At 69.6% G+C, this 15,944-nt stretch carries 16 protein-coding genes; 3 read left to right on the forward strand and 13 right to left on the reverse strand.

Features of this window, described 5'->3' with window-relative positions; all coding sequences use genetic code 11:
• Nucleotides 1-67: 67 nt before the first annotated feature.
• From MXD62_RS31425 to MXD62_RS31440, 4 genes are all read right to left on the reverse strand, one after another.
• Complete coding sequence (locus MXD62_RS31425) at nucleotides 68-1,252, reverse strand: TetR/AcrR family transcriptional regulator (protein WP_248832992.1); 1,185 nt, start codon at nucleotides 1,250-1,252, stop codon at nucleotides 68-70.
• Between the two features lie 20 nt (nucleotides 1,253-1,272).
• On the reverse strand, nucleotides 1,273-1,407 hold the full coding sequence (locus tag MXD62_RS31430; RefSeq protein WP_248832993.1) for an acyl-CoA dehydrogenase family protein: 135 nt from the start codon (nucleotides 1,405-1,407) through the stop codon (nucleotides 1,273-1,275).
• Nucleotides 1,408-1,413: 6 nt separating this feature from the next.
• Complete coding sequence (locus tag MXD62_RS31435) at nucleotides 1,414-1,629, reverse strand: hypothetical protein (RefSeq protein ID WP_248832994.1); 216 nt, start codon at nucleotides 1,627-1,629, stop codon at nucleotides 1,414-1,416.
• Nucleotides 1,630-2,219: 590 nt separating this feature from the next.
• Nucleotides 2,220-3,404, reverse strand: coding sequence for a lipid-transfer protein (locus MXD62_RS31440; protein ID WP_251082613.1), 1,185 nt, complete (start codon nucleotides 3,402-3,404; stop codon nucleotides 2,220-2,222).
• A gap of 444 nt (nucleotides 3,405-3,848) precedes the next feature.
• Here MXD62_RS31440 and MXD62_RS31445 point away from each other — a divergent pair, with 444 nt between their 5' ends.
• Nucleotides 3,849-4,208: a hypothetical protein gene (locus tag MXD62_RS31445; protein ID WP_248832996.1), complete on the forward strand. Its 360-nt coding sequence runs from the start codon at nucleotides 3,849-3,851 to the stop codon at nucleotides 4,206-4,208.
• Here the strand turns inward: MXD62_RS31445 and MXD62_RS31450 are convergent.
• From MXD62_RS31450 to MXD62_RS31475, 6 genes are all read right to left on the reverse strand, one after another.
• Nucleotides 4,188-4,502: an ISAs1 family transposase gene (locus tag MXD62_RS31450; protein WP_368862480.1), complete on the reverse strand. Its 315-nt coding sequence runs from the start codon at nucleotides 4,500-4,502 to the stop codon at nucleotides 4,188-4,190. The genes MXD62_RS31445 and MXD62_RS31450 overlap by 21 nt on opposite strands.
• Nucleotides 4,503-4,895 carry a transposase family protein gene (locus MXD62_RS31455; protein WP_248832998.1) on the reverse strand — a complete coding sequence of 131 codons (393 nt, stop codon included), beginning with the start codon at nucleotides 4,893-4,895 and terminating at the stop codon, nucleotides 4,503-4,505.
• A 1,066-nt stretch (nucleotides 4,896-5,961) separates the two neighbouring features.
• The gene (locus tag MXD62_RS31460; RefSeq protein WP_248832999.1) at nucleotides 5,962-6,858 is read right to left on the reverse strand and encodes an NYN domain-containing protein; all 897 of its coding nucleotides are present in this window, start codon (nucleotides 6,856-6,858) and stop codon (nucleotides 5,962-5,964) included.
• Between the two features lie 669 nt (nucleotides 6,859-7,527).
• Complete coding sequence (locus MXD62_RS31465; RefSeq protein ID WP_248833000.1) at nucleotides 7,528-8,211, reverse strand: class I SAM-dependent methyltransferase; 684 nt, start codon at nucleotides 8,209-8,211, stop codon at nucleotides 7,528-7,530.
• A gap of 213 nt (nucleotides 8,212-8,424) precedes the next feature.
• Entirely contained in the window at nucleotides 8,425-8,775 is a 351-nt protein-coding gene (locus MXD62_RS31470; RefSeq protein ID WP_248833001.1) for a hypothetical protein, read from the reverse strand.
• A gap of 275 nt (nucleotides 8,776-9,050) precedes the next feature.
• Nucleotides 9,051-9,881, reverse strand: coding sequence for a hypothetical protein (locus MXD62_RS31475; protein ID WP_248833002.1), 831 nt, complete (start codon nucleotides 9,879-9,881; stop codon nucleotides 9,051-9,053).
• A gap of 75 nt (nucleotides 9,882-9,956) precedes the next feature.
• On the opposite strand from MXD62_RS31475, the gene MXD62_RS31480 reads away from it, so the two are divergent.
• Both MXD62_RS31480 and MXD62_RS31485 read left to right on the forward strand, forming a co-directional pair.
• Nucleotides 9,957-10,715 (forward strand): GPP34 family phosphoprotein, encoded by a 759-nt coding sequence (locus tag MXD62_RS31480; protein WP_248833003.1) that lies wholly within the window; start codon nucleotides 9,957-9,959, stop codon nucleotides 10,713-10,715.
• A gap of 110 nt (nucleotides 10,716-10,825) precedes the next feature.
• Nucleotides 10,826-11,905, forward strand: coding sequence for an acetamidase/formamidase family protein (locus MXD62_RS31485; protein ID WP_248833004.1), 1,080 nt, complete (start codon nucleotides 10,826-10,828; stop codon nucleotides 11,903-11,905).
• Nucleotides 11,906-11,965: 60 nt separating this feature from the next.
• Here MXD62_RS31485 and MXD62_RS31490 read toward each other — a convergent pair whose 3' ends face one another.
• From MXD62_RS31490 to idi, 3 genes are all read right to left on the reverse strand, one after another.
• The gene (locus tag MXD62_RS31490) at nucleotides 11,966-13,144 is read right to left on the reverse strand and encodes an acyl-CoA dehydrogenase family protein (protein WP_248833005.1); all 1,179 of its coding nucleotides are present in this window, start codon (nucleotides 13,142-13,144) and stop codon (nucleotides 11,966-11,968) included.
• Nucleotides 13,145-13,168: 24 nt separating this feature from the next.
• Nucleotides 13,169-14,365 (reverse strand): acyl-CoA dehydrogenase family protein, encoded by a 1,197-nt coding sequence (locus MXD62_RS31495; protein WP_248833006.1) that lies wholly within the window; start codon nucleotides 14,363-14,365, stop codon nucleotides 13,169-13,171.
• A gap of 346 nt (nucleotides 14,366-14,711) precedes the next feature.
• A complete protein-coding gene (idi, locus tag MXD62_RS31500; protein ID WP_198541219.1) occupies nucleotides 14,712-15,395 on the reverse strand; it encodes an isopentenyl-diphosphate Delta-isomerase in 684 nt (227 codons plus the stop codon).
• Between the last annotated feature and the right edge of the window lie 549 nt (nucleotides 15,396-15,944).

A 15,944-nucleotide genomic window follows, 5' to 3' on the forward strand; every position in this document is an offset into this window, starting at 1 on the left:
ACCATGACGGATCGTGACATAGAGTGCCACGTCAGCTACCACCGGATGTGCGGCAGAGCCGCTAACTTTACAGACCCAGCCCGAGCAGCCGGCCGCAGATCGACTCGATCGCGGCCGGCACGTCCGGGTTGTGCCGCAGGTGGGGGGTGCGGGCCGTGTCGTTGGCGACGGCGACCGCGGAGTGCACGCGGATCCGGGCGGTGGTGGGCTCGAGCTCGGGGTGCATGAGCTGGAGCAGGTGGACCCATTCGGTGAGGTAGTTGTGCTGGGCTCGACGGGCGGCGTGGCGTTCGACCTCCGGGAGGTGCTCGACCTCGGTGATCAGCAGCCCGATCAGGTCGTGGTGGACCTGAGAGAATCGGATGTAGGAGACGACCAGTCTGCGCAGTGCATCGGCTGCACCGCTCGAGGTCTGATAGATGGTGCTGACGTCCATCAACAGGGCGGCTGTGCCGCGCTGAAACGCGGTGCGCAGCATGTCCAGCTTGCTCGGGAAGTGGTTGTAGACGCTGGGGCCGGTGATTCCGACGGCGTTGCCGATGTCCTCGATGCCGACGCTGGCGAAGCCCTGGGCGGCGAACATCCGCACCGCCTGGGCGAGCAATGCCTCCCGGCGTGACGCCGGCAGCAACACCGGTCCAGCTGGTGGTGGCGACGGTGCGGCGAAGGCACTGGGCAGCGGGGTTTCCAGCACAAGGCCGGCAAGCTCGGCGAGCAGTTCGTCGTAGGCGGGTCGGGGCAGTTCAAGGTGGTGGAAGGACGGGCTCATCAGAACGGCAAGCGTCGCCCAGGTGACCAGGTCGGCGGTGCGGCGGTCGAGCTCAGGGCGGGCGGCGCGCACCCGGTCGGTGAGTCGGCGTCCGATCTCGCGGACCTCGGCGCGCACCAGAGCATGGTCGTTGGGAGTAAGGCGGCGGGCTTCTCGCTGCCAGAGCACGCCGAGGTGGCGTTCGTCGAGGCACAGGGCGGCGAGCTGGGCTGACGCCGTGGACGGGTCGGCGAGGTTGAGATTTTCGAGCAGTTGCCGCATCGGGGCCAGGCCTCCGGCGATGACCTCGCGGAGTAGGTTTTGCTTGCTGGAGAAGTGCCGGTACAACGCGGACGGGCCGATCGCCACGGCCTCGGCGAGGTCGGTCATTCCGATCTGGTCGTAGCCGCGGCGGGCGAACAGGTCAGAGGCGGCGCCAAGGATCAGTGCCCGCCGGTTACGCGGACGGGTGCCACGCGGCGGCGCGAGCGTACGGTCCGGCACGGCAACCTCCTCAAGGTAGGTCAGCCCAGTTCCAGCGACCGGTCGAGGGTCTCTGCGGTGCCGCCGTAGATCCGCAAGTCCGTCCAGGCTCGGGTGATCGGGTACTTGACTATGTAGCCGTAACCGCCGTGCAACTGCGCGCAGGCGTCCGTCACGCGGCCCTACAGCTCGATGCTCCTCCACCTGGCCTTGGCCGTGTCGACCGGGGACAGCCGGCCGGCGATCTGGCGGTCGACGTACTGCTGGGCGATGTCGATCTCAGTAGCCCCGACTCGGCGAGCCGGAGCCGGGTGTTTCTGCGAGGTGCCGCCGGGCTTGCCGACGGCGCATTCGAGGATGTAGTCGACTGTCCAGCCGAACGCGGCGCCACTCTGCACGACCCCGCGGACCTCGCAATCGACAGCCGCTCCCGCGGGATGCTGCGGATCAGGCTGCAAGAAGCCATCGCTCTCCGCTCGGCGGTGTCCTGGGCATGCAGGCCCGCCTTCGCCAGATTGCGGCCTTACTCGAAGCCGGGGTATCGCGTTCGACGACCAGCAGCGGCAGCAGGCCCTGTGCGGGTGCTCCGCTGGTGCGCCAGCGCCGGAAGCTCAGCGCCAACGGTGAGGTTCTCGGTCACCTGGCTCGGACGCCCGCACCCGGCCTGGGTGCACGACGAGTATGGAGCTGGCTTCGGCGACCAGCTCGTCGCGGGTGACGGCGGACCTCTTCACCGGGAATTCCAGCATGCCGCCCTTTTGGGAGGAAATGTGGACAATGCGCGCTTGCAGGGAGATCCGTATGCACGAACACGTGGTAACTGAGTATCTGATCGTCATGCCCGAAGCTCGTCGAGCGGCTCGCGGTCATCAACACGCCTGTCTGGCTGATGGCCTTGGTGTAGAAGAAATCGACGGCGCTTCGCAGTGACAATGATCGGCCCGCCCGCCTGCGCGTCCTGAGGCCGTGTCGGTGTTGATGGCCAGGCTCAGCCCGTCTTCTCGTAGAGGGTGACCACGGCGGCGCCGCCGAGGCCGATGTTGTGCTGCAGCGCCAGATTCACGCCCTCCACTTGGCGCTTGTCGGCCTCGCCGCGCAGCTGCCATACCAGCTCCGCGCACTGCGCCAACCCGGTCGCGCCCAGCGGGTGTCCCTTGGACAGCAGCCCACCCGACGGGTTGGTCACCACGCGCCCGCCGTAGGTGTTGTCGCCGTCGGCGATGAACTTCTCCGCCGTGCCCTCCAAGGTCAGCCCCAGCGCCTCGTAGGACAACAGCTCGTTGATGGTGAAACAGTCATGCAGTTCCACGACGTGGATGTCGCGTGGGTCCACCCCGGCCGCCTCATACACCTGCCTCGCTGCGGACCTGGTCATGTCGTAACCGACCAGGTGCATCAGGTCCCCATCGAACGATGACGGGGTATCCGTGGTCATCGCCTGAGCGGCGATCGCCACGTCGGTGCGCAGCCCGTTGGCGCGCGCGAAATCCTCGGAGACGACAACCGCGGCAGCCGCGCCGCAGGTGGGCGGGCAGCACTGCAGCCGGGTCAGCGGACCAAAGATCCGCGGTGAGGCAAGAACCTCATCCACAGTCAGCGGATCGGTGAACACCGCATACGGGTTGTGGGCCGCGTGCCTGCGAGACTTCACCGAGATCCGCGCGAACACCGTCGGGTCCATCCCGTACTTCTCACAGTAGGCCGCGCCCGCACCACCAAAGTATCGCGGCGCGAAGGGTACACCCTCGGCCTCGCCCTGAACCTTGGTAATCACTTCGTCAAACCGCCTGAAGGCACTGGGTCGGTCGTCCCACTGCGTCCTCAGCGCGCCGCGCTGCATCTGCTCGAACCCGAACGCCAGCACACAGTCCGCCGCTCCGGAGGCCACCGCCTGACGCGCCAGGAACAGCGCCGATGATCCAGTCGAGCAGTTGTTGTTCACGTTCAACACCGGCGCCCCGGTCATCCCTACCCGGTACAGCGCGTTCTGCCCGCTGGTCGAGTCGCCGTACACATAGCCGGCGTACGCCTGTTGGACTGTAGCCAGGTCGATCCCGGCATCAGCCAGGGCCGCCTTCACCGCCCCTTCTGCGAGCACGTCGTAGCTGTCGCTCCTGCTCGGCGTCGCGAACGGCACCATGCCGACACCCGCCACCACAACCCGATCCCTCATCATCACTCCAAAGGCTATCGACTGTTCACTTAATGATGACGATCCCATCGCAGCAGCGGCCAGGAGAGTCCAATGTGACACGTGACACACTTGCAGTGATTCACCGAGACGAGAGTGGTGTAGATATTTCACGGGTGTGTAGGAACCGTCGCCAGGGGGTGGGGCCAGCGCGTCGGGGTGCGGGATCGACCCGGGCGGAGCGCAGGATGGTCCAGACGGTACTGGCCCCGTAAGTAGCCGAGTCGGATGAGTTCGCCGTGGATGCGGCGGTAGCCCCCAGGGCTCCGGCGAGGTAGCTCACAGTTTTGATTCGCTACAGGCTATGACGAGCAGGCCGAGTGCCACGTTGCGATCGGCGGCGACCTCCTCCAGAGTTTCCTTGATTTTTCTCCTGCCGTTGAGGCGGAGGATTCCGATGGTCAGGTTCCGGAGGCTCGCGAAAGCGTGATTCGTGTTCCCGGTGTAGGTCGGATCGTCGTCCTCACGCCAGGCAGTATCGCGAATGTAGTGGATCTCATTTTCGATGCCCCATTGGCCGCGGACGCGGGAGTAGGACGCTGTGGCGTGCGTGCACGTAGCACTGGTGAGGGCGAGGGAGTATTCGCGGGTGAGGCGAACTCCGGCGAGGTCGAACTCGTCTCGCCGGATGATGGCAGCCTTCTTGACATGCGGGAACTCGATGCCGTCGGCTTTCGTGGTCCAGGTCTGCCAACTTTTAATCCGGCCGTGTCCGCGTTCCTCGACCTCATGGTGGGCTGGTTCCTGGAGAAGTGGAAGGACCCGCTAAAATGTCTGCCTTTCTAGCGTCGGGCGATTCCCCTTCGCAATCATCACGTAGTCCATCCCGTGCTTGACGATGTCCTTTGTGGTGTCGTCCTGCGTATGCACCGCGTCGAGGGTCACGGTCGAACGGCCCGGCATTTCCGGAAGCTGGTCGAGCAGATTCTCGACCTTGGTGATCTCGTTGGTGTCGTCGGGGACACGGACCTGTCCGACGACGAGACCCCTGCCATGGATCATCGCGGCGAGTAGCTTGACCTGTGTCTTCTCATCTACCCAAGCTCCACGCATGACCTGGCCATCGACCGCGATGGTGATCTACTCCCCGTTCCCCCAGGCGGTCTGCGCGAACAGCCAGCAACCGATGCGGGCGTCCAGAGCCGCGATGTCGATGACCTTGAGGACCCTGCGGATCGTCTTTTCGCTGGGTACTCGGTACCGTCCGAGGAAGTGGTCGTAAGGCGCGCCCAGCCGGGCCAGCAGGGGCTGGGGGATTCTCGCCGCCCAACGGCCGATCTCGCTGAGGCACTTTGCGCCCGTCATCGTCGAAACAAGCGAGGTCGACAGGATGTACCGCAGGCTGTAGATCGCCCCCTTCGCCTTGCGTGGGTCGGGAATCTCGCCGAGCATCGCGAGCAGGCTGGAGATGTCGAGCTGCTCGCAATCGATAGGCTTGGTGGACAGGCTGGGGTCAGGCTGGCATGATGGCACGTGGTGGCCTTCTGTCTTGGGGTTTTGTTTGGTGGTACTTACATTGTCCCAAGCGGAAGGCCACTCCTTCCTCAACGGGGAGCCTGCATCCCGTCAAGCATTTCCAGGCAATCGTGTGCCCAGCGACGCTGAATGCGCTGTCGAATCACGGTCAGCGCCAGGAAAAGTTGCTATGGCACGAATCCACGACGAGCTGTAGCGATAATCAATTGCCCGTCGGACGCCCAGGAATGATCATCGAACTGGCTACCGCCAGCTATCGATTATGACGCTGCGCTACCTCACTGGAGCCCTGGGTAGCCCCAGTGGGGGTTCTCCTCGGCGAAGGGAGGATCAGCTTGCGGATTTCTGATGGGGTGGAGGGCCGGCTGGTGGGCGGTGTGGCTGGGTCCAGCGGCGGCGAACCAGGCGGCGGTGCCAGGGCAGAATCGTCTCTGGTCGCATACATGTAACACGATCGGCTGTGAGGTCCGGGGGAGCAGCCAGGCTTGACGGGTAGGGGTAGCGCGGCCGTGTTCGACGGTGAGGAGCGCGGTGGCGCTGGCGACGCCCGCCATGTCCAGGGGCTGAGACTGACGTTGCGCAGAGCCCCTGGAAGGGGCGCGGGACCGCCACCCCGACCACGGCCAGAACCATTCCAGCGACGGCGATCCCACCCTGGCCGTCCGCGTGGACCGCGGTCAGGGTGGCTGCGAGGCTCAGGGCTCACGCCCAGGGCGAGCACGAGCCCGGCGACGGTCAGAGGTGGCACGTACCCCCGCCACTGCTGGCGTGGGCCCGGACCGGGCCTGGGAAGCCCGTGTGACGCACGCACTCCGTGCTGCCGGCCTCGTCCCTGTACACGCGGGGGTCCCCGCGGCGGTATCGGACGATGACCACGTTGATCTGGCGCTGACGGGGCAACGCGAGAACGAACGGTAATTCACGCTTTCGAGGTCGTTCGCGGCTACTGGCGCGCGGTGCGGCAAGCCAGTTGATCACCTGGGGGGCGTGAGGGTTTCCGGGGGCGTGCTGGTCCGCGCCCTGGGCGCCGCCGGCGGGTCCGTCGTCGTGGTGCTCGAAGTGCCTACTTGAGGCGTGCGTGGACGGGGCCGGCTGTGCCTGGGCCGTTGCGCTGGAGCTCGAAGAGGTCGGTCGCGACCATCAGATCCGTGAGGCGGGAGTAGCCGTAGGTCTTCAGGACGACCGCGGGGTGCTTGCGGATGGCCAGCCCGACGGTCGACAGGTGGGCCCAGCCGTCGGGGCCGGTGTTCGTCGTGACCGCCTCGCGGAGCCGGCTGATAAGCGCGGTGTCCGCGCGCAGTTCGGCGGTCGTCGCCCGGGTGGCATGCGCGACCAGGGCGGTCTTCGCTTTGTTCTTCGGTGGGGCGGCGGCAGTGACCTGCGGCGCGTCGGTATCCGGGCGCGGCATAACCGTCGTGGTTTCGCCGGTCGCCTCAGGTGGGTGGGGTGTCGGCGGGCTGGCCTGGGCAGGGACAAGCACCTGGCCGGGTTTCGCGGCAGGCGTTGGCAGCGTTTCGGCCGCTGCGAGGGTCTCGACGAAAACGAAGGTGTCGCAGGCGGCGGGAAGGCCCGGGTTCGTCTTCTCCTCACCGAACCCGTAGACGGCCAGGCCGCCCTCGCGGATCCGTTCGGCCAGCCGGGTGAAGTCGCTGTCCGAGGTCGCCAAGCAGATTCCGTCGACGGAACCGGAGTGCAGCAGATCCATCGCGTCGATCGTCAACGCCAGGTCGGCTGCGTTCTTCCCCTTGACGGCGGCGAACACCTGCACCGGCCGGATCGAGAGGTCCTGCAGGGTCTTCTTCCAGCTCCTCAGCGAGCCCGACCAGTCAGCGTAGGCACGCCTCACCCGAACCTCCCCGTACTGGGCGCTCGCGGCGAGGAGCAGTTCGACGGCCCACAGCGGGATGTTCTCCGCGTCGATGAGTACCGCAAGCTGTGCCGAGCCGGCTCCGTCCACCATGCTGGTTCCTCCCTCGCGGGCGCCTGGCATCCGCGGCTACGGAACACGGCTGGCCGCCCCCAGGATGGCACGCGGCCCGTGCGCTCGCGGTGTCCACCAACCCTCAGCCGTTCGTGGTGCCGCGTCCCTCCGTCCCCAGCCGGTCCGCGTCCAGCGGGCACCGCATCTGGGCGTGACGCGGTAGACGTGGCACCGGGGTGCCCGTCCTGGTCTTGACCCCGGCGAGCTGGACGCCTTCGCCCAAGGGCGTCGCGACGAGTGCAACCAGTAACCGTCGGCCCGGCCAGCGCGCGGTCGCCGGTTGCCCGCTGAGTCCCTCTCGGACAGGCCAGGTCGACGCTTCCCCGTTCGGGATCGACTACCTTCTGTAACCGGCACGCTTTACGTGTCCGGTATCGGCTGTTATATCAAGGTTCGCCGCGGCGTGTGTGCGCATTGTGTGCGCGGATGTCCCGGCACGGCGCGGCATTTTCCGGCACGTTCCGGCACGGAAATCGCCCTGACCTCGGATTTTGCGGCACGACGCGGCACGTTCCGGTATGTTCGGATACGCGGTGATCCGTCTTGTAATCGGATGGCTTGGGTGGCGAGGCCTTGCATCGGACTGCCCCTGGCCTGTGGTTTGACGTCGCGGTGATCGTCGCGTGCCGAGGAAGGTCCGGGTTGCTGTCAGGGCAGGCTGGCGCGTAGGGCGTACTCCACCGGGATCTGCTGCCCGGAGAGCAATAGCCGCCAGCGGCCGTCGCGACCACGTGTCATCTGGTCCTGTCGTCCCGAGGGATCCTCGGCGTCGAGGTACTCGGTGAGCACGTCGATCCATAGGCCGGCGTCTGCGGCGGCCGTCACGATCTCTCCGAGGCCGTGGGGGTACCGCACAGTCCGGGTGGTCTGCAGGCGGGTGGCGCTGCTGGCGTAGAACGTCGTCGAGCGCAGGTGGTGTGCTGCTCCGCCTTGGTAGGGGAAGTCGAACCGAACCGGATCCACGGTGTCGATCATCTGGGTCAGCGGGTGGCCGTCGACCAGCACCAGGGCGCCGCCGTGGCGCAGAGCGGTGGCCGCGGTGGTCATCCACGCTGGGATGTCCTCGATCCAGGGCAGCACGCCGTAGGAGGCGACCACCAGGTCGAAGGAGCCGGAGAGCCCGTCCGGTAGCCGCTGCGTATCGGCCTGGACGAACCATGCGTCGAGACCTGCGGCGGTGGCCAGCGCGCGGGCGCGTTCGACCGCGACGCCGGAGAAGTCCAGCCCGGTCACCTGGGCACCGAGCCGTGCCCACGAAAGTGCGCCCAGCCCGAAATGACACTGCCCGTGCAGCAGATCCACCCCGGAGACCGACCCGACCGCCGCGGTCACCTCGTCCCGTTCCCGGACGGACAGCGCGCAGGGCGAGGGATGCCGGACGGGCCCGGACGGCGATCTCCAGGTCGGGTTCCGGGGCGGCGTAACGCACCAGGACGGGCAGCCCGGAGATGAGATCCGTCAGGCTACCCGTCCCAGGATCAGGTGTTGGCCGTAATAGATGAAGAGTGCGCGGGAGTGTCAGGGAAGGCGGCACTCCCGCGGCGATCAGGACAGCTTGACCCAGTAAGTGCCGCACACCCTGAGGTAGGGAACGTTCTTGACGACCTGGCGAACCCGGCCGAGCCAGATCTCGGTCGTCGTCACTGTCTTGTAGAGTGCGGAGATGGGCGCCGAACCCGTCACGAGCACTCCGTTGGCGTTGTAGACACCGCGGTAGACCCCGTCGAACCAGAAGTTGACGTACGTCACGCCGCCGGAGATGACTCCGCGGAACTGTGCGGAATGCCGGCGGTCGACTCCCAGGTAGGAAGCGGTCGAGGAAACCGGAACTTGGCGGTCCGAACAGGTGGCTGCGTGCGCGGTTCCCTGTCCGAAACTGATGACAGCTACCGCCATGACGACAGCGAGAACCATCGCCACCAGATTTCTGGGCAGCCTTCGAAGAACTATCATGAATTTACCCCCGACTGCACGTCTCGCACGAGACGCCCCCTTGTGAGCCCTTGGCTCAAAAGGTGGACTATAACACCGGCGGGACTGTGCCGCAGACGAGAAGCCGGGCATGCGAAGGGCCTGGTCGGGGCCTGGGCTCAGCCCGGCGGGCGGGCCCGGTGAACGCGACTGTCAGCCTGCGGTGAGGGTCGGAGGCGGGGATTACGGGATCCCGACGGTCAGTGAGACGGCCCGGGGAGCCAGTCCGCGGCGAAGGGGAAGAGATACCTGTCCGCGATGACGGTCAGCAGCCGGCGGGTCGAGCCGGGCGCCTTCGCCGCACCCACCGGAACACCCGGCCCCACCTGCTCGTACGCCCGCCGCGCGACGGACTCCAACATTCGCGGGACGTCGTCGCGGGTCAGCCGCAGCCCGGTGGCCTCGCGCAGCCGGCTCACCGCGAGCAGGCCGAGCGTCCGCTCCGCGTGATCGGGGAAGACGCCGGCCAGGAAGACGGCGCCGTCGCCGAGCCGCCGCCAGACCGCCGGGCGCTGCGCGGCGGGGACGGCGTCGAGCAGCGCCGCCAGCCGGGGGAGGTCGAGCTCGTCCCAGCGCTGGCGCCGCCAGCCCCGGTCGGTGCGCCGCCACACCTCGCCGCCGGCGAGGCGGGAGTAGGAGGCCAGCAGCTCGGCGAGGTAGAGCTGATGGGCGGGCACGGACGCGAACGCCGCCAGCTCGGGCGCGTCGAAGACGGGCACCCGGGAGCGCGGCCCGGCGCGCTCGGCGACATAGGTGGAACCGACGAGGCCACGCGCCGTGCGGTGTACCGCGGCGGCGAAGACCAGGAACGGCGAGATGAAGGTGAACCTGTCCGGTTCGTCGCGGCCGGCCGTACCCGCGGTGAGGAGCAGCCCGTCCGCCACCGCGGGCCGGTCGAGCAGGTCGAGGATGAGGGTGGGCTCGCGGCGCAGCGCCCCGACCTGATCCGCCCGGCCGCCGGTGAGCGCCAGCAGGTCCTGGTCCGTCAGGTGTTCCCCGTATCGCCGGGCGACGACCTCACGTTCGTCCACCGCCTCATTGTCTCCCCCGGCGGCCTGTCGCGTTCACGTCCGTCGCATGTCCGCTCCGCTCGGTAGACAGGTGGTGTGGAACCGGACCTGCCGACATCACTGCCCGCCAAGCTGTACCTCCTCGCCTACAACCTCGAGAAGGACCGGATGTACCCGAACCGGCGCCTCGGCCAGGCGCTGCGGGCCGCGGCCCTCACCGAGCTGTGGGCGGGCGGCTGGCTCGCCGACGATCACGGCCTGGCCCGGCTGACCGACGGGCCGACCCTCGACGGTGGGCCAGGTGGCGGCCCGTCCGGCCGGGCGGCGCCGACGCCGCGCGGCGGGGTGGGGCGGGCCGACCCGGTGGTCGCGGCGGTGCACCGGCAGATCACCGCCGCGGCCGAGCCGCGTACCTGGGCGGCCTGGATCGACCTCGACCACCGGGCGGCCGTGGTCGAGACCCGTGACGACCTCGAGGCGGCCCGGTGGGTGCGGGTCGCCCGTGGGCAGGTCCTCGCCGTGATCCCGACAACCGCCGTCGCGCTGCTCGAGCGGCCCAGGGTCCGGGAGCTCAACCGGGCGGCCGGGCGGGTCCTGCGGGGGGAGGTCAGGCCCGAGGACGCCGCGCCGGACCTCGTCGCGCTGGTGGCCCTCGCCGCCGCCGGGCAGGTGATCACTCTGGTGAGCGCGGGCCAGCGCAGGGCGTTCCCCGACCGGCTGGCGGATCTCGTCGCGCGGACCGGCCCCGCCGCCGCCGCGCTCGCGGGCCGCCGTCGCGCGGCTGTGGGACAGCGCGACGCAGTCGGTCTGGCGCGATGCGCGCGCGTCGGTGGCCACAAGTCCCCCAAGGTGTGAGACAGCGCGTCCGGGTTGGGCGTGACCAGCTATTTCCTGGTGAGATTAGCTGCGACGGCCGCCGTCGGCACGGACGGTCCCGGGGCGGGCGGAACAACGAGGAGTGCGACATGTCCGTCCTGCAGTGCGGGTCCGGCGAGGTACCGGGGGAGCACTACCTGCCCTCGTCGCCCAAGACGGTCACCTGGGGCCGGCTGCCCAGCGCGGCGACCGACCCGGTGCTGGAGGTGGCGGCGGGCGCCACCGTCACCATCGACACCGTCTCGCACGAGGGCCTCATGGAGGACCAGGGCCGCGACCCGGTCGCCTTCTGGGCGGAGCACGCCGTCCCGGCGGAGTCGGTTCTGCTCGACGCGATCGACATCGCCCGGGACGTCTCCCACTACCGCGGGCTCGACGGCCCGCACGTGGTCACCGGTCCGGTGCGGGTCGACGGCGCGCGCCCCGGCGACATCCTCAAGGTCGAGTTCCTCGAGCTGCGTCCGCGGGTGCCCTACGGGCTCGTCTCCAGCCGGCACGGCCGGGGCGCGCTGCCCGGCGAGCTTCCCGTCGGCCCCGACGGCGTGCTCGCCGACCGTTACAGCCAGTTCTGCGAGGTGGACGTCGCCGCCGGGCGAGCCGTGATGCGCTACGGCGAGGGCCGGCAGATCAGCTTCCCGGTCGCGCCGTTCATGGGTCTCACCGGCCTCACCCCGGCCGGGGAAAAGGCCCTCAACACGACCCCGCCCGGGGCATTCGGCGGGAACCTCGACGTGCGCGACCTCGTCGCCGGGTCGACGCTCTACCTGCCGGTCCAGATCCCGGGCGCGGGCTTCTACACCGGTGATCCGCATTTCGCCCAGGGGCACGGCGAGGTGTCGCTGACCGCCCTGGAGGCCTCGCTGCGCACGACCGTCCGGCTCACCCCGCTTCCGGCCGCCGCGGCGCTGCCCTTCGGCGCGGGTTCCGGTGGCCCCTTCGGCGAGACCCCGGAGCACTGGATCGCCATCGGCCTGCACAACGACCTCGACGAGGCCATGCGGCTGGCCGTCCGCGAGGCGCTGCGGGTGCTGCGCCAGGTCCGGGATGTCCCGGTGATGGTCGCGTACAGCTACCTGTCGGCCGCCGCCGACTTCGTGGTCAGCCAGGTCGTTGACGACGTGAAGGGCGTGCACTGCCTGATCCGCAAGCGCGACTTCCCGGCCTGGTAGCCGCGGCGCGGTCGTAGCGGCTGAAATTCAGGTCGGCCCGGCGGGCCGACCTGCGGCATTTCAGACCTGGAGGCGGTCGGCCAGCAGGCCGCGGTGGTGGACCGGGTCGCCGAAGAGCAGCTCGGACGTCTTCGCGCGCTTGAAGTACAGGTGCGCGGAGTGCTCCCAGGTGAATCCGATCCCGCCGTGGATCTGGATGTTGTCCGCCGCGGCCGAGAAGTACGCCTCCCCGACGTACGCCTTCGCCATGGAGGCGGCGCGGGCCAGCCGGTCGGTGTTCCCGGCGGCGCTGTTCCCGGCGGCGACCTGGGCCGCGTGATAGGCGACCGACTTCGAGCCCTCGACCGCGACCAGCATGTCGGCGCACTTGTGCTTCACGGACTGGAACGACCCGATCGGACGGCCGAACTGCAGGCGGTCCTTCGCGTGCCGCACGGCCTGCTCGAGGACGGTCCGGGCGCCGCCGGCGCTCTCGTTCGCCAGCGCGACGCAGGCGAGCCGGAGCACCTGGTCGATCACCGGGCCGGCGTCGCCCTCGGCGCCGATCAACCGGGCCGGGGTGTCACTGAACGTGAGATCGGCCTGTTTGCGGGTCAGGTCCATCACGGGCAACCGGGACCGGGTCAGGCCCGCCGCGTCACCGGGGACGGCGAACAGGGAGAGCCCGCCCTCGGCCCACGCCGTGACGAGGATGAGATCGGCCAGCGCCCCGTCCAGGACGAAATGCCGGGTGCCGCGCAACGTGTACCCGCTGGCAGCCCGGGCCGCGAGCAGCCCGTGGTGCCCGCCTTCGGCACCGGTTCCGCCCTGCGGCCCGAGCCCACCGGAATCGGCGGGTTCCGGACGGCCCGTGGGGCCGGCGAACGCCAGTGTCCCGATGGTCGTCCCGCTGACGAGCCCGGGGAGCAGCTCCTTGCGGGCCAGGGCGTCGTCCACCGCGAGCAGCGCGCCGGTGGCGAGCACGGCGGAGGCGAGGAAGGGCGCGCACAGCAGCCGTGCGCCCATTTCCTCCAGCACGATGCCGAGCTCCACGTACCCGAAGCCGGCGCCGCCGTACTCCTCGGGGACGTGCAGCCCCTGCAGCCCGAGCTGGGTGGCCATCTGCCGCCAGACGGCCGGGTCGTACCCGTCGTCGGACTCCATCAGGCGGCGCACCTCCGACTCGGGGGAGGCGTGCTCGAGGAACGACCGCACCGTGCGGCGCAGCTCCTCCTGTTCGTCGGAGAACACCAGACTCACGGAGCTCCTCTCGGCGACGGGCGGTCAGCGCGGTATGTCACGCCAGGACACATCCTTGTCGACGCGGATGTCGCCGGGCAGGCCGAGCACCCGTTCGCCGAGTATGTTGCGCAGGATCTCCGACGTCCCGCCTTCGATCGTGTTGGCGCGTGATCGCAGGAAGGCGGCCGCGGTGTCCCGGGGGCCCTCGCCGCCGAGGGGCAGGCCCGGGCGGGTCATCCGGTAGTCCGGGATGAGGGTGCCCGCCGGGCCCATCAGGTCCACCAGGTACGCCGCCGCGCGGCGGCTGTGCTCGGCGCCGGCCAGCTTGAGCACCGAGCCCTCGGGCCCGGGCCGGCCGCGGTTGCCGCCCGCCGCCGCGCGCGCCGCGGTCAGGGCGTTGACGTTCGCCTCGATCCACAGCCGGATCGCCTGGTCGCGGCGCACCGGGTTCCCGTCGCCGCGGTCGGCGGCCTCCTGGTAGGCGGCGAGGACCGCCGCGCCCGGATCGACGCCGCCGCTCAGCCCCCCGCCGAGGGAGACCCGCTCGTTCATCAGCGTGGTGGTGGCGACCCGCCATCCCGCGCCGACCGGGCCGAGGCGCTGGGTGTCGGGGATGCGGGCCGCGGTGAAGAAGACCTCGTTGAACTCGGCCTCGCCGGTCAGCTGCCGCAGCGGGCGCACCTCCACCCCGGGCACGGTCAGATCCACCACGAACGCGGTCAGCCCGGCGTGCTTGGGCACGTCCGGATCGGTGCGGGCGATCAGCAGGCCCCGGCGGGCGATGTGCGCATAGGACGTCCACACCTTCTGCCCGTCGATGATCCACTCGTCGCCGTCGCGGCGGGCCCGGGTGGCGAGGCCGGCGACGTCCGAGCCGGCGCCGGGCTCGCTGAACAGCTGGCTCCAGACCTCGGTGCCGGCGAAGAGCGGGCGCAGGTAGGCCCCGCGCTGCTCGGGTGTGCCGTGGGTGAGCAGCGTCGGCCCGGTCATGCCGATGCCGATCGGGTTGTACCGGAACGGCGCCGGCGCACCCGCGGCGGCGAGCCGCTGTTCGATCAGCGGCTGCAGCGCCGGGTCGGCGCCGAGGCCGCCGTCGCCCGGCCCGGCCCAGACCCAGGCGAGCCCGGCGTCGAACCGCGCGCCGAGGAACTCGTGCGGGTCCGTCGCGGCCGGCGGATGGCTCCGCAGCAGGTCGTCGACGAGGGTGGTCAGCCCCGCGGCGGTGACGGTTCGGGACATCTCACGCTCCTCTCGCCAGCCGGAACGTAACCGACACCGCCCGGTGCGGCAATGGGGTGTCATCCGGCCACCGGGCGGCACCTCAGGCACAGCGGCGCGCGCGGCGACACACGGCGGTCATCCCTGCACGCGCTGGGGCTGCCCGTCTTCGGTGTCGTCCTGTCGCCGCGCATGGTCGACGTGGCGCGGCGCAACCACCCGCCGGCGGCCCGAGCGGGTCGCCGGCCTGCTGGCGGCGGATCTGCCGGTCCGCGCGCGGTTCCTGCGCGAGCCGGTGGATGACGGGTCGGAACGGACGCCGCAGGCCTTCCTCATCGCGCGCCGGCCCGCGCCGGCCCACGCCGGGTCAGCCGGCGTAGTCTGCGCGGTTCTGCCGGGCGGCCGGGGGGAGCTGGTCATCCGGCGCCGAAGGCCAGTGCCGGGGCGACGGCCCGAGCTTGCGCAGCTGCTCCACCTGGAGCCGGCACCAGGGTGAGATCGCGAGGGCACCGCTCATCACGTCGTCGACGAACTTCGACCACGGGAGCCAGAACGCCTCGGCCACCTCGTCCGGATTGATCCGGAACGGCCCCGACGCCCGGGTGAAGAAGACCGGGCAGATCTCGTTCTCCACCATTCCGTCGTCCATGACGCAGCGGTAGCGGAACGCCGGCAGGGCCAGGTCGATTCGCTGGACCTGTAGACCCAACTCCTCCTGGAGCCGCCTCGAGATGGCTTCCCGGAAATCCTCCCCGGGGGCCGGGTGGCCGCAGCAGGTGTTGGTCAGCACGCCGGGCCAGGTCGGCTTCTCCAACGCGCGGCGCGTGACGAGGATCCGGTCCATGTCATCGAAGACGTACGAGGAGAATGCCAGGTGCAGGGGGGTTTGCGGTCCGTGGACGGTAGCCTTCGGGGTGGTGCCTGTGATGTCGCCGGACGGGCTGAGTAGTATGACGAGCTCCGGCGCCTTTACTGCCGCCCCGCCCGACCTGTGTGAATCACGTGGACGAGAAATCATGTCCTGGGGCCCAGGATGATTCGCGGTAGCCATGCACGCATTTTATCCAGGCCGTGCTGTGGAGCCGCGTGACATTCCGCACCGAGGCCGTCCGAGGGGTGGCGGCAAATAGGCTTCCTCCTTCGCCTCGGACGCCGAAGGTCGATGTTTCCACCCACGGGAACCGCGGATGTGCCCGGTGTGTCCGGTCACGCAGCGGGCCGTGGCAGATGCTGCGCGGAGAGTCAGCGAAGGTATCGTTCTGGGTGTAGGAAGGTGGCGCTGCGTGGCCTGGGCTTGGTGGGGGAGGCGCGCGCCGCGTGAGCGTCAGATTCCCGACACCGGCCCGTGGCCAGCCGGTCGCCAGCCGATCGCTGGCACCTGCCGGTGACCTGGCACCTGTCGGCGGCCCGGCCCCGACCGGCTTTCCGCCGCCGGTGCCCGCGTGTCCGGGAGGCAGGGCGAATTAGCGCGATGTTCCGCTTCCCGTCGTCGGCGGCCCTCTAACGTTCACCGATCTGTGGGTGGTCCGGTCACATTCGGCTCGCTATCGTTCGCCAGTGCGCCCGGCGATGCGCCGGGAAAGCGGCACGAACTTCTGGA

The organism is Frankia sp. Mgl5, assembly GCF_023242985.1.
Taxonomy (GTDB): domain Bacteria; phylum Actinomycetota; class Actinomycetes; order Frankiales; family Frankiaceae; genus Parafrankia; species Parafrankia soli.